Annotated in this window: 10 protein-coding genes; 6 read left to right on the forward strand and 4 right to left on the reverse strand. The window is 59.1% G+C overall.

All coding sequences use genetic code 11. The features are described from left to right. Positions 1-24: 24 nt before the first annotated feature. The 4 genes from BV034_RS34170 to aroB all read left to right on the forward strand — a co-directional run bounded on the left by BV034_RS34170 (position 25) and on the right by aroB (position 4,542). Positions 25-747 (forward strand): RNA-binding protein, encoded by a 723-nt coding sequence (locus tag BV034_RS34170; protein ID WP_063768742.1) that lies wholly within the window; start codon positions 25-27, stop codon positions 745-747. A gap of 130 nt (positions 748-877) precedes the next feature. Continuing rightward, entirely contained in the window at positions 878-1,768 is an 891-nt protein-coding gene (miaA, locus tag BV034_RS10820; protein WP_063768748.1) for a tRNA (adenosine(37)-N6)-dimethylallyltransferase MiaA, read from the forward strand. A gap of 70 nt (positions 1,769-1,838) precedes the next feature. Further along, complete coding sequence (locus BV034_RS10825; RefSeq protein WP_050026892.1) at positions 1,839-3,383, forward strand: hypothetical protein; 1,545 nt, start codon at positions 1,839-1,841, stop codon at positions 3,381-3,383. A 73-nt stretch (positions 3,384-3,456) separates the two neighbouring features. Continuing rightward, positions 3,457-4,542 (forward strand): 3-dehydroquinate synthase, encoded by a 1,086-nt coding sequence (gene aroB / locus BV034_RS10830; RefSeq protein WP_265592865.1) that lies wholly within the window; start codon positions 3,457-3,459, stop codon positions 4,540-4,542. On the opposite strand, the gene BV034_RS10835 is transcribed toward aroB, so the two are convergent. Beyond that, positions 4,539-7,640, reverse strand: a complete 3,102-nt coding sequence (locus tag BV034_RS10835) for a M56 family metallopeptidase (RefSeq protein WP_081887729.1) — start codon at positions 7,638-7,640, stop codon at positions 4,539-4,541. The two genes, aroB and BV034_RS10835, sit on opposite strands and share 4 nt — an antisense overlap. 207 nt (positions 7,641-7,847) lie before the next feature. Here BV034_RS10835 and dprA point away from each other — a divergent pair, with 207 nt between their 5' ends. Beyond that, positions 7,848-8,951, forward strand: a complete 1,104-nt coding sequence (dprA, locus tag BV034_RS10840) for a DNA-processing protein DprA (protein ID WP_050026898.1) — start codon at positions 7,848-7,850, stop codon at positions 8,949-8,951. A gap of 10 nt (positions 8,952-8,961) precedes the next feature. Here the strand turns inward: dprA and lnt are convergent, their stop codons facing one another. Both lnt and BV034_RS10850 read right to left on the reverse strand, forming a co-directional pair. Then, a complete protein-coding gene (gene lnt, locus BV034_RS10845; protein WP_050026900.1) occupies positions 8,962-10,713 on the reverse strand; it encodes an apolipoprotein N-acyltransferase in 1,752 nt (583 codons plus the stop codon). A gap of 132 nt (positions 10,714-10,845) precedes the next feature. Then, positions 10,846-11,406 carry a hypothetical protein gene (locus tag BV034_RS10850; RefSeq protein WP_050026902.1) on the reverse strand — a complete coding sequence of 187 codons (561 nt, stop codon included), beginning with the start codon at positions 11,404-11,406 and terminating at the stop codon, positions 10,846-10,848. Positions 11,407-11,486: 80 nt separating this feature from the next. Here BV034_RS10850 and BV034_RS10855 point away from each other — a divergent pair, with 80 nt between their 5' ends. Next, on the forward strand, positions 11,487-13,016 hold the full coding sequence (locus BV034_RS10855) for a TCR/Tet family MFS transporter (protein ID WP_343123288.1): 1,530 nt from the start codon (positions 11,487-11,489) through the stop codon (positions 13,014-13,016). Here BV034_RS10855 and BV034_RS10860 read toward each other — a convergent pair. Continuing rightward, positions 13,003-14,022, reverse strand: coding sequence for a galactose oxidase (locus tag BV034_RS10860; RefSeq protein ID WP_265592866.1), 1,020 nt, complete (start codon positions 14,020-14,022; stop codon positions 13,003-13,005). The genes BV034_RS10855 and BV034_RS10860 overlap by 14 nt on opposite strands. Positions 14,023-14,036: the final 14 nt, after the last annotated feature.

Below are 14,036 nucleotides of genomic sequence, written 5' to 3' on the forward strand. Positions count from 1 at the left end.
CAGAGAAAACGAAATACCGTTCCGATGAGCGACTACAACAGCAATGGCTCCGGCCGCCCGAACGGGCGCCGTGGAGGCCGCCGCCACCGCAGTGGCAACCACCGCCCCGACAGCAACCGGAGCAGCAATAGCAGCAGCAGCAGCGATACCCGCGGAAACTTCCGCCCCAACCGCTCTAAGCCCCCTGAACCCACTGGATTCCAGAAGTTCCTTTCGGTGGTGACGTTCGGTCTGCTTGGCAAGCCCAAAGCTCCTGCCAAGCCTGCTCCGCAACCCAAAGCCCCTCGTGAACTTGGTCCGATCGCCCGTGGTGATCGTGAAGCCGCCAAGTCCCGTGTTGAGTCCAGTCCGAAACCAGCCCGTCCCCCGCGGCAGGCCCCGATTTCGACGGAAGTCACCACGGAGCGCCTCTATGTGGGCAACCTGAGCTATGATGCCTCTGAGAGCGATCTCTTTGAGCTCTTCAACGGCTCCGGCCGTGTGAAGAACGCTGAAGTGGTGGTGAACAACCGCACCCAGCGCTCCAAGGGCTTTGCCTTCGTCACCATGATGAGCGTGGACGAAGCGAAAAAGGCCGTGGACGACCTCAATGGGAAAGACTTCATGGGACGCCCTCTCGTGGTGGGCGGTGCCAAGCCCATGTCCCCTCGTGATGATGAAGAGCCGCAGCAGAGAGAATCCTCGGAGGCACCTGCCGCCGCTGCCTCGGAAACCTCTGAAGAGCCCGGCCCGACCCTTGCCGCCTAAGCAAGCGAGTTTCGGAAATTGACCTTCCTCAACCGCCTGTCGGCTTTCTGCTGACAGGCGGTTTTTTCTTGTGCCCGACAGGCGATGTCCCACCTTGGGGGTGCGCATCGGTTCCTATCTGTCAGCTCTTGTGTCCGCCAGCCCCGTCATCAAACCCTTTTTTGTGGTCGGTCCTACCGGCTCAGGGAAGTCTGCGCTCGCAGTGGAACTGGCGGAGCGTTGGGGCGGGGAGGTGGTAAATGCGGACGCTTTCCAGCTCTACAAGGGACTCGATATCTGCACGGCGAAACCCACTTCAGAGGAGCGTGCGCGAGTTCCTCACCATCTCTACGATGTGCTTGCCCTCACCGAGGTGGGAGACGCGGCCTTCTATTCCGAGCTGGCCAAACAGGTGATCGAAGAGATCGCGTCCCGGGGCAAGGTGCCGATTGTGGTGGGAGGCAGTGGGTTATATATCAAAGCGCTGACTCACGGCCTGAGTCCTCTGCCGTCAGACGCCAGCTTGCGTTCGAAGCTTGAGCACCTCACTACTAGAGAACGCGTGGCTTGGCTGTTGATGCGGGATCCCCACGCTGCGACGACGGTGAACTTGAAGAACGACCGCTATGTCACGCGGGCCTTGGAGATCTGCCTCCTTACCAGTCAGCCTCAGTCGGAGCTCCGTTCCGCATGGAAGCTGCACGAGCCTGACTATCACGGCGTGCGTCTGCAGTGGCCCAAGGAGGCGTTGCACATTCGCATCAACCAGCGCGTTCTGAACATGGTGAAGGCCGGCCTTGTGGCGGAGATCGCTGAGGCAGGGGAGCTTTCTGGTACAGCAGACAAAGCCATTGGGGTGAATGAGGTGCGTCGGTACCTGGCAGGGGAGTTGTCTGAGATCGAGATGATTGAGGCCATCCAACTCGCGACCCGCCAATACGCCCGGCGTCAGGAGAAGTGGTTCCGGCGGGAGAAAGGTTTTCAGGTGCTGGAGATGGAAGAAGGGCAACGGGAATGGCCGCAAATCGACTGGCCTTTGTGAGTGGGGGGACCCCGGCATTTGAGGCTTGCCGGTGAGAGTCATTCTCCGGTATTCTCCAAGGCACCCCCAAATGAAACCTCTGTTGGTTTGTTTCCTCGGATCTTTCTGTCTGGCTGGACAGGTGGCTGCCCAGCGTCTGGACTGGAAGCCGGATGAATTTGTTTCACTGACTTCGCTGCCCTGGTTGCAGAAAGAGAGGACGATGGAGGAAGTCCTGAAGTTGATCTTCAAAGAGCCGGATCCCGAAATTCGCTATCCCGTGCTCGCGGAGTATTTCGGCAAAGAGGTTTCAGTTCTCGATTTGTCGAAAGCATTCAACTTGTGCATCAAACTGGAGGGAACACAGCAGCCCAGTCAACTTGTGGGCGTCTTGTTGCCATTGTGGGCGAAGCGGGATCCAGCGCATGCGCTGGTCAAAGTTCGTGAACTGATGGAGCGGGTCATCTTGGAAGGTGGGCCCTTGGCACTGGATTCGTGGGAGGGTCCTGGTTGTCGGCTGGTCAGCCTGAAAGGGTTTAGGGAGGCTCCTTATTGGCTCTCTCCATGGTCTCTTGGTGGGTTGGGACCAGCATTGGCAGAGGGTGACCAGCCACCGGAGGCACGTAAGCGACGGATGCTGGAGTATGCGGGTCTTTTTGTCGACAAGGTGGGGGCGCTCCCGGCAGCGGGTCCAATTCGTTACCCGACGTTAAATCGCCCTTTGTTGGACGTGCTGGAACTTCCGTTGCCGTTGCTCCGCGGAAAGTTGCAAGGGGCCAACGAAATCGAGTTCGATGATCCAGCCTATAGAGCTGCAGTTGCGAGAATGCTCCGTTTGGATCCAGCCTCGGCGGCCCAGTGGGTGGATTCTCTGAAAGGGGATCGACTGGGATATCTCAAGTTATGGGCGCAGCTTGACCGGCCTGGCTTGTTGAGGTGGATTCTTGAAAGGCATTCTGTGGAGGCTGATGCCGCGCCAGATGCAGAGAGCGTATTGCTTGGCAGCGTGGATGACGAAACCCGCAAGCGATGGCTGGATGTGGCAGCTCGAAAATCGGAGACAGGGGAATCCCATCTGACGGCCTTGTTGTGCGAGTGGGCACGAAGCGACCCTGAGTCCGCGCTTTCAATGGCAGTAGAATTCCGCGATGCGGATCTCATCTGCGATGTGGCAAATCGGGCAGTCTATGGGGGAGCGTCACTCTACAACACCAGCCACTATGGAATCGGTGTGCTCCGGACATTTGATCTGACGCCGGTAAAGCGAGCTGCGAACGGGGAGGCAAAACAGTCTCTCGACTGGCACTGGGGAATCACCGAGATGGAGCAGTGGCTGGACATTGATGTCGCCGAAGCTGCTGAGTACGGATTCAAGTATCTCACCCAAATGCAGGGTGCGAATAGTGCTTCTCGCGAGAGTTTGATCAAGCTTTTCTCGGGTGATGATGGCTATGCCTCAGACTCCGATATGATTGACCGGACCCTTTGCGCGCTCCGCTTCTGGGCCATGTGGAAGCCCGAGACCATGAGAAAGTGGATTGCCACCCTGAACGATCCAGAGATGCAAAAGGCTCTGACCTGGACGCTGGAGAACCCCTGGGGCAAGAGGAATTCACCGGTTGGGGTGCCGCGGTGAGCATCCGGGGAATGCATGCCCCATCTAAAACCCACTTGCACTCAGCCCTGGTCCGGTCATGACTGAGGGTTCCATGTCTGAATGTCTCTCAGTCCGCGTCGATCTCGCCGAACGTAGCTACGATGTCTATGTAGGGAGCGGTTTGCTTCCGCATGTGGGAACCTACGCGACGGAACTTCTGGGAAGGAAAAAGTGCGTGGTAGTGACGGACACCAACGTGGAGCCTCTCTACGGTCAGACGGTGATCGACAGCCTCGAGCAGAGCGGGATCACTGCCACCCTGGTCGCCGTTCCGGCGGGTGAGCCCAGCAAGGCCATGTCGGTGGTGGAAGATGTGTGCCGGGAGATGCTGAAGGCCGGGCTTGATCGGAAGTCCTTCCTGGTGGCACTCGGCGGGGGCGTGATCGGGGATTTGGCTGGGTTTGCCGCCTCAATCTTTTTGCGCGGAATTCCCTTCATTCAAGTGCCCACGACGGTGCTTTCCCAGGTGGACAGCAGTGTCGGCGGCAAAACGGGCGTGAACACGCCGGAGGGCAAGAACCTTCTCGGTACCTTCTACCAGCCCAGCCTGGTGCTGGCAGATGTGGACACCCTCTCCAGCCTCCCAGAACGGGAGTATCGCGAGGGGTTCGCGGAGATCATCAAGCACGCCGCCATCCGGGATGCCTTCATGTTTGAAGCCATCGCCGAAGTGGGAGAGGGTAAAGGCGACCTTGCAGCGTTGATCCACCGGAATGTGGCGATCAAGGCCCGCATTGTGGAAGCGGATGAACATGAAACCAAGGGGGAGCGGGCATTGCTCAATTTCGGCCATACCATTGGCCATGCCATTGAGGCCAGCGCCGGTTATGGTCAGTTGCTGCACGGGGAGGCCATCAGCCTCGGCATGATTGCGGCGACGTCATTGTCCGCTCAGCTTGCCGGGCTACCGCCTGTTGGCCGCGCGAAGATCGCCAACATGGTGAAGCTCTTCAACCTGCCCACCCGGCTTCCGGAAGGGATGACCACCGAGACCATCCTGGACTACATGAAACACGACAAGAAGTTCAGCGAGGGAAGCATTCGCTTTGTACTGCTTCGCGCCCTCGGGGATGCCTATGTGAGCAAGGATGTTACCGAAGCGCACATCGTCAGTGCGATCAAAGGGCTGCGGTTTTAGTTCGCGATCTGACGGTGAAACTCCTGTGATGGGGCGCCCGGCACAAGATACGCTTCGAGGGCTTGAAATCCAGGTTCAGCGGGAAGCGTGAGATGATGCTTTCCGGGAGCCTCAAAATTGAGGCTCTCTATGATTAGTCTTCCATCTCCGTCGGTGAATTGTTCCGCCTTGTTACTCGTGTAGAGATGGCTCGTGTACCGCAAACTGACAGGCTTGTTGCGGCAGGGGGAGCCATCTGGCTCCAGAATCGTGACGTGGATGGGTGGGCTTGGACGGACCTTGAAGCTGAACTCCCGGATTGGTTTCTTTTCATCGATTGCGAACAATGGGCTTTCGATGAAGAGGGAGCCGGCGTTGAGCACCAGTCGGTATTTGTTGCCGAAGGGGAGGTTCGAGAAGTAGACCGTTTGAGAGTCCTTCAAGAATTCTACTCTGGGGTCTATGGGAGGTCTTGAGATGCCAAGCTCGCTATTGTCCAGAACGTCAGCCGAGATATTGCCAAGACGATCGGAGAGTTCGAGCTTTGCGACAACGCTTCCCGCCGGAATCAGGGACATTTCGTGCACGATGGGGGCTGCACCAGCGGTGACCACGAAGAACGGGAACCTTCTGGACAGGGTGTAGCCCTTCAGGCCATGCCCCTCGGTCGATACCTGGGCTCCCAGAGGCGCATTGAATTGCAGGGAATTGTTGACCACCTTGACAAATGTTGGCCTGGCCTGGACGTTGAACGCAACCTCACCTGAAGCCGGAGGACTGTCTTTCGGAGGGACCAGATTAAAGATGATCTTGCGGGTCTCTCTTTGTTCTTCGGCGGGGTTGGTCGGGGGCGTTTCGGTGATTCCTGATCGGGTGATATAGAGATCCAGGTCGCTCTGCGAATGAGCGAGGTCTCTTTTCCAGGTGAGTCCTCGTCCCAAAACAACTTCCAAGGGGCCTGGGGAAAGATCTCCTAGGACGACTCGTTGGCTCCTGAGCCCGCGGTCTATCGGGATGGCTGATCTCCAACCCACACTGAGTTGCCAATCGTTTAATTTAGGGAGAGTGAGCGTGGAAGTTGCGGAGAACTTCACACCTGCAGCGAGTTCAGGGAGGAGGCCAAGAGGGTCATGAATGGTTGCGTCAAATTTCAGCCCTCTAGAGAGATGAACTTTCAGATTGTTGGTGCGACTGGCCCCACCTTGCGGGATGAGCAATGCCTTGGGGGCATATCCAGGAGCTTTGACGATCACACCATATAGGCTGGACGGATGACAAACATCCAGATCCAGGCGACCTTCACGATCTGAAGCAGTCGAAGCGAGCGGGGGCTGTTGGTCATACCAACTGCCAAAGGAGCTTCCCCAGCCGCGGCCTCCGCAGAACGCCCATGCGCCTTCGACTGGTTTGCCAGTCTCTTGGTCGAGTACCCTCAGCGTGATTGGAGTGACTCGCTTCAAAGTAAGAGTTCTCGCTTCGCCCGGTAAAAAACGTATGCCCCCAAAAAGGGTCCACTCATAACCGTGAGCAAACGCTTCCAACGTGACGCGGGACGAACCTGTAACATGGCCGAAGCGGATCCGGCCGTCTGATTGAGATTCAAACGGAGATCGAAGTTGGAATGCGCTTCTTTCAGGCGCCGAAGAATCTACTGTAACCATCGCACCAGGGATCGGCTCGCCTGCTTCGTTGACGATTATCAGTTCTGCCGGGAATCCTTTTTCGAGTCTTACTCGGTGGGGGGCTGTGCTGGATGCAAGGTCAGGCGAGGGTATCCTTGTAGTGACCGGAGCGTGCCCATCAGGCCAGGCGGAGACTTGTGCCCACTGCCCTCTCCCGCGGACATTAAAGTGCGACGCCATATCCGTCTCGAATGCGTCTGATATTCCAATAGAGAACGTTGCGATCTCGATCTTCGTTTTGCCCCCAGGCAAGGTTACTCCGGCTTCGTCAACCAGTTGTGCTTGGGCCGACCATTCGACATCGGACTCTTTTGGCAGGTTGGTCTCGACGGCTGAGATGGCGGCAATTCTCTCTTCATCGGTCATCGCGCGGGCTGCACGAGGTACGGCGACAACAGCGAAGACAAGCGACAAAGCCGTCACCGCATGGATCATCAGACCCGGTTGCCAGAGGGGGCTCAGACTTTCATGACTGGCATCGGTCGGCATAAGGAGAATCCTCCGCAACCTCGTCATCAGGTGGTGATTTCCTGTGGCAGCTAATGCAAGACCCTCATCCCTGAACGTTTCCAATTGAGCCAATGCTCTGGCATACGTCTGACGATCTGAGTTCATGGAAATGACAAGGTCATCGCAGGCGAGCTCAGCCTCCCATCGTGCCCGGCGGACCAGATCTCTGGCGGCAGGGTTGAAGAAGAGCAGAGTCTCGACTGCGGTCAGTGCCAGATTGATCGCCGGATCCCGTCGTTTAAGATGGGCCAGTTCATGCAGAAGCAGCGCCTGCAACGACTTTTGGTCCATTCTGCCAATCAGCTGTGCTGGAAGCAGAACCACCGGACGAATCCAGCCAACGACCAGGGGCACGGAAAGAGCGGGCGCAGCCAGGACCTCGGCCGTGTGCAGACCGATTCTGGCCAGAAGTTGGTCGACGTAGGGCGGGCCGACCCATGGGGATGCTCCTAATCTGATGCGGGCGAACATCCGGTGTCCGACCAACAACCGCAGGGTGAGCAGCACGATTCCCAACACCCATCCCAGAGCGATGAGGGCGGCCCAGTTGGATTGTCCTTGGGGGCTTGAGGGAAGCTGAATCTCATTGGACAATGGCGCTGACAATGCGGCTGTTCTATCAGTGCGTGAGTTGGAATGCCCTCCCGGCGACATTGTTGCGGGAGTTGTGGAAGCAGCCTCGGCGCGGGCTTGGAGGACGTGAGGCGCGACGGTAGCGCGGCCCAACCAAGCCACGGTGGTTGGGATACAAAGGGTCAACAACGCGATTGCTGTCAGACAGATCCGATGACGCACTTCTGGCGAACGTCGTCGGCACAGTGCCAAAATGGTGGCTGTGACAGCCAGAATGACTAACCCCTGCCACAGGGAATGGAGCAAGCCCATCCCAAGATGGTTGAGCCAGGGAGAGATGATGATCGCTTCCATAAATCAAGCTGCGCAGTCGAGGAGGGATGAATGTACGATGATTATCGTATAAAATGGCATGGGTGGTCGGATCTAGTCAACGATAATAATCGTACTTGCGTTCGAGGGTTCGCTTTGAAACCCGGTGCGTTGTTGACACACGCCAGGGCAACTGTACAAATGAGTAGTTGTTTTTCTTCGCGCTGACCATCGCCATTCAGTCCTCCTATGACCCGCACCGAAGCCTATCTCGTCCTCAACCTTCTTCCCAAAATCGGTCCCGTTCGAGTGCGGCGCTTGGTGGAGTGGTTTGGCGGGCCGGTGGAGGCTTTGTCGGCACTGGCGGCAGACATCAAGCGGGTGGAGGGCTTCGGAGAAGAACTGGCTCAACTGGTGGCCGGGTGGGAAGATCGCGTGGATCTGAGCAGGGAGTTGCGGAGAATCGAGGAAGAGCGGATCACCATCCTGACCCAGGAGGATGCCAGTTATCCCAAGCTGCTGAAGCAGATCTATGATCCACCGCTGGTGCTCTACGTGAAGGGAACGTTGCTCCCGCGGGACCAGCATGGGATCGGCATCGTGGGTTCACGGCATGCCACCCAGTATGGCTTGAGCACGGCCAAGAAGCTGGGCTTCCAGCTTGCCTACGCCGGATACAGTGTCATCAGCGGCCTGGCTCGTGGCATCGACACCGCCGCCCACGAGGGGGCGCTGGCCAGCAAGGGGCGGACGATCGCGGTGATCGGCTCAGGTCTGGGCAAACTGTACCCACCGGAGAACAAAGCCCTGGCAGAAAAGATCGCCGAAAACGGGGCTGTGATCAGCGAGTTCCCGGTGGATTGCCCGCCGGACAAGCAGACATTCCCCATGCGAAACCGGATAGTGAGCGGATGGAGCTGCGGGATTGTCGTCGTGGAAGCCCCGGGCCGAAGCGGCTCACTTATCACGGCGCAGCAGGCCGTGGAGCAGGGGCGAACAGTCTATGCGGTGCCCGGCAACATTGACAGGCCTTCATCACAGGGGTGCAACCGGCTCATTCAACAGGGTGCCAAGCTCATCCTGGACGGCGGGGATGTGCTGGATGATTTGATGACGCTTTTCCCGACCGAGCCTCAGGCACCCAAGATGGAAAGCGTGCAACCCGGCGTCACTCTGGCCGCGGACGAGGCTGCGGTGTTTGAGGCCATCGGCTCAGGGGAGGTTCATATCAATGAAATCACGGAACGCTGTACCACGCTCTCCGGACCGGTGGTCTCCGCGACGCTCATGAAGCTGGAGATCAAGCGGGTCGTGAAGCCACTCCCGGGAAAGCACTATGTGAAGCTGGTGTAGGTTCCTGGTGCTATTTCGCGTTGGCTCCTGAAGCGGTTTCGGCGGGTGGGGCGGGGGCGGTCTTCGGCTTGCGGGAAAGGATGAGCTTTCCTGCGATGGTGAGACCACAGAGGCTGAGCATGACGATGGAGAAGAGATCGCCGAAGCGGGCGTAGAACGTGAGTTCCGGCTTCTTCTCGATCATGACCTGTTGGTCCAGGACTCCTTTGGTGAAGACGCTGCCTTTGCGGTCCATCAGCTTGGCCCCTTTGGGGATGCGCCCCTGGGCGTCGATCACACACGTCACTCCGGTGTTGCACGCCCGGGCCATGGGGCGGCGCAGTTCGATGCTGCGAAAGATGGCGTTGGCGAGGTGAACTTCGTTCTCTTCACTCTGAAGGAACCAGCCGTCGTTGGTCAAGTTCACGATAAGCTGAGGGGCCTCGCGGGCGAACTTCCGGGCGAGCCGGCCCACAGTGTCTTCAAAGCAGACCAGCGGGATCAACTGGACGCCTTCAGGACGATCAAGCAGGAGAGGCTCGGTGGAAATGCCCGGCTGAAAATCGCCTGGGAGCACATTTCCCAATGCGGCACGCACCAAGGGGATCTCACGCAGCGGCAGATATTCCCCAAACGGAACGAGATGGATCTTCTGATAGAGCTGGTGGTGATCGAAGGTGCCCTTCATGAGAGCGGCTCCGGTGTACATCGCTTCATTGGGGAGCTCGATGTCCGTCCCCGTCAGCAGGGAGAAATCTCCCATGCCGAGTACGTCGTTGAGGAAGGGAATGTGATTGGGATCATGGAAGCGGTAGGGGAGGGCGCTTTCCGGCCAGATCACGAGATCGGGTTTGTTGTCCGAAGGACGGGTCACGAAGAGCTCGGTGAGCCGTGCCAGGCCGTGGTAGATTTCCTCGACCCCCTCACCCGTGCCCCTTGCCAGGAACTTTTCACCCTGGGGCAGATTGAGCTGAACCATCAAAAGATTGAGGCGCACCGACTCCCCTGAGGGGCGGGAGAGCTGGTACACGCCGTAACCGAAGTTGGTCAGCAAGAGGCAGATGGCCAGAAAGAAGTCCGCATGAGGGCGGACGCGTGAGGTGCGAACTTCCTGCCGGAAACGCAGCACGGTGTTGTATCCGATGGCGGCCACAAACACCGGCAGAAAAGAGAGGCCGGTGACGCCCACCAGATCCGCGCTCTGGATCATGGCGATGTTGGAATGGAGGGCCACCCCAAGACCGTTCCAGCCAAATCCGGTCATGACGATGCCGCGAAGCCACTCACAGGTCACCCACATGGCCCCAGTCAGGAAGGCCGACCGCAGCGACTCCAGTGAGACGCTGAAGAGTTTCCCGGAATCCCCGTCGGTGGGCAGTCCGTCCGCACTGATGCGGGGGCGGGCGATGGATGCGGCGAAAGAGCCCCACAAGCCCCAATAGAGAGAAAGGTAAAGACTCAATCCAAGCACCGCTCCCATGCCCATCAGTTCGGGGCCCCAGCCCATCCACTCGTTGCCGACGGCTCCATGGACCACCCGGGAGGAATGCCGCACCCAAGCGAGATTGGGCACGAAGAAAGCCAGCCCGGCCGCAAAACCGACCTTGAACCCATGCCGGACCCTGGATTTTTTCTTTTCCAGACTGAAGAGCCGGTTGCTCCACAGGGCGTAAAGGACCGGGAATATCCAGAGCCAGCCGAGCAGGCCGATGTTCCAGCGAGGGTAGGCAAAAGTGAGGGCAAATCCGCCGGCAAGGGCAAGGAGATAACGGGTGAGCCGCATGGGGCATTCCCTTCATGCAAACGCGGGATTCGCGCAAGTGGCGGATATGGCAGGTGTAGGCTGGCCTGGGAGCAGACAATAAAAAAGCGTGAGCCACACCAGGGTGGCTCACGCTCAATGAGAAGGGCAAGATCAGTTCCCGAAGAGCTTCTTCAGAATCCCGCCAGGACCACGGGGCCGGTCTTTGTCACGATCGCGGTCATGATCGTGATCGTGACGATCCCTGTCCTCAGCACGGGCAAAGAGGTAGCCTTTCTGGTCCTCCACCTGTTTCACGAGGGTGCGGGTCTGCCAGAGCGCGCTCCGTGTCCGCTCAGTCAGGCGCAGGTTCTGGCTGGACTGGGAGACTTGATCCATCGCATTCCTCAGGGAGTAGAAGGTGCCCTGTAGCTTGCGGGAGGATTGGCGGGACTCTACATCCGACCTCAAGGTGTGGCTGGCAGCCTCCAAACTGCGGGCGGCGTCCAGAAAGCGGCGCTCGCTGCCACGAGGTGGTCCCTGTTTGTGACGGCGGAGGTCGGACTCATAGGAGTCCACCAGTTGATGGGAGGTGCTATCCAGCTGTGTTACTGCAGCGGGGATACGATCACGGTCACGATCTCCCTTGGGGGGAGCGGCGCTGGCGGGGGTGGCGAGAAGAGAGATGAGCGCAAGGGCGGCCAATCCGGTGGAGAGCAACTGGTTCAGTTTCATGGCTTTTTGGGGAAATAGTGTCACTCTGCAACTGACGGGGTTGCTGAGCAATCTATTCATCCGTTGAAAAGAAATCGTCAGTGGAAAGAACCTGGCTGCGGCCAAATAAACAATTCGCGGGAATCAACCTCTTTTCCCCCGAGGAAACATTTTCATCACCCAAGAGCAGGTCCTCGCTATGGTCGCCGATGGCCCGTCCGAAGCCCGCCGTTATTTTTATCTTCATCACCCTGTTTTTGGATATTTTCGGGGTCGGGCTCATCGTGCCAGTGCTTCCTGAACTCGTGCAGCAGATGGAAGGCGGGGACGTCTCGCATGCCGTTCATGCGCTGGGCTGGCTGGGCTCGATCTACGCTTTGATGCAGTTTGTGTTCTCGCCGGTGCTGGGGAGCTTGTCTGACCGGTTTGGCAGGCGACCGGTCATCCTCCTGGCGTTGCTGGGCTCCGGTCTTGACTATCTGTTGCTCGCCTGGGCTCCCAGCCTGGTGTGGCTCTTTGTGGGCCGGGTGATTGCGGGGATCACCGCGTCGAATTTCAGTGCGTGCAGTGCCTACATTGCCGATGTCACTCCGCCGGAGAAGCGGGCGGCCGGCTTTGGGATGATCGGTGCCGCCTTCGGTTTGGGCTTTGTGGCCGGGCCGCTGGCGGGCGGTTGGCTGGGGGATGTGGGGCTGCGGGTGCCGTTTTTGGTGGCCGCAGGCATCACCCTCCTGAACTTCCTCTACGGGCTCTTCGTGTTGCCAGAATCGGTGAAACGGGAAAACCGCCGCCCTTTTCAATGGGCCAGTGCGCATCCAATCCGGTCGCTGATGGCGCTGCGCCGATGGCCCATTGTGGTGAGTCTGGCCGAGACGCACTTCTTCATCCATCTGGCGCAAAACATTTATCCCAGTCTCTGGGTCCTTTACACAGGCATCCGATACGGCTGGGACACCAAGCACGTCGGAGCCTCGCTGGCCATCGTCGGCATCCTCATGGCCGTGGTACAGGGAGGGCTGGCAGGGAAGATTCTTGGCGTCTTGGGAGACCGGAAGGGCCTGGCCTTGGGATTGCTGGCGACCGCTCTAGGCATGGTTGGCTACGGTCTGGCCACCCAAGGCTGGGTGGTCTATCTGGTGCTTGTTGTTGGAGCGTTGGGCTGCATTGCCGGGCCAGCCGCGCAAGCGATGATTACTCGCGAAGTGGGGCCGGATGAGCAGGGGGCCGTTCAAGGCGCGCTCAACAGTCTCACCAGTGTGGCAGGGATCGTGGGCCCCATGCTTTGGACGTGGCTCTTCGCCATCGGGATCGATGCGGATCCTGCGAAGATGCAGCCGGGGCTGTCGGGAATGGTGGGTTCGACGGTGTTTCAGCTCGCTGGCGTCATTGGTCCTGCAGCATTCGCTGGTGTGACTGCCACCCAGCTTGGCGAGCCTTCACTCGGCTCCTGGCCGGGACTGCCGTTTCTCGGGGCAGCCGTAGCGACCTTGATCGGACTGGTGATGGCCTGGCGAGCTGTCGGGCGGAAGTCACCACTGGATGAGGGCTGGGAGCCATCGCCTCAATCGAAGACGGAAAGCCTCAAACGGGACTCATGCAAGCCGGGGCGGGACAAGATCAGCGTTTCATGAACCACACCTGCGGGGTGCGATAGCCGGGGCGTGCCTCACCACTGGGGATCACCCAACCTCCCTGCCATGGGGTGACCGGTGCGGTGGCCAGGGAGAACGGCACGGACGCGAGCTCCAACCAAGTGCCAGTGCGGGGGGCGAAGAGAAGTCCGCTTTTGGGAAAGCCCGGATGATCGGTCTCTGGCTTGAACCCGACCTTGCTGCCATCATCACCTGAAGCAATCAGAAGCCCTTCTGCAATGGAGGGTGTCGGGGAGGGGGCCGCGACGACCACGCGGGGAAGGTCTGGCAATTTCTCCCATCCGCTATTGGGAGTATATCGCCAGGCGTCCTTCAGCCAGATCCGGCTGGCCTTGCCATCTGGGCCGGCCTGTAAACCTGCTCCGCCAAAGAGATAGAATGCTCCTTCCCATGACCCTGCTACGGCCAGCATGCGAGGTGTCCCTGGGCACTGAGGAAGCTCTTGCCAGGTAGCTGCTACATCGCTCAGGCGGAGGGCCCAGAGCGTGGCCATCGCCGAGGTTGCGTCCGGGCGATCAATCCCGCCTGAGATGTACAAGACCTCATTCACCAGTGCCCAGCTCATGTTGGCGCAGGGCTTGGGAAGCTTGGGGAGAGGTCGAGTGACCAGCTTCCCTTGATCGAGTCGCAGGGCAAACGCATCTGCCACATGCCCGGTGGAGTGGCTGCCGCCTGCGCAGATCACCTCATCCTTCCAGGTGACGCTCGCGCCGTAGCCCAGCGGTTGGGGGAGTTGGCCCGCCTTCTGCCAGGTTCCCTCCGGCTGGTTCAGCGTCCACACCGTGTCATACCAGACTTTGGTCCCGCCTTCCCAAGGGCGTTTGCCTGGGAAGTTGGCTCCGCCCGCGGCAAGTAGCACGCCGTGACTCACGCCGCTGTACATGCTGGCAAAACCTTCAGCATCCGACAGGGCGGGAAGTTTCTCCCATTTCAAGGGAGGTTCGGAGGCCGTGACAGTGGCCATGGCAATAAGGACGGCAGTCATACCTGAGACGAGTG

The organism is Verrucomicrobium sp. BvORR034 (genome assembly GCF_000739635.1).
Taxonomy (GTDB): Bacteria; Verrucomicrobiota; Verrucomicrobiia; order Verrucomicrobiales; family Verrucomicrobiaceae; genus Verrucomicrobium.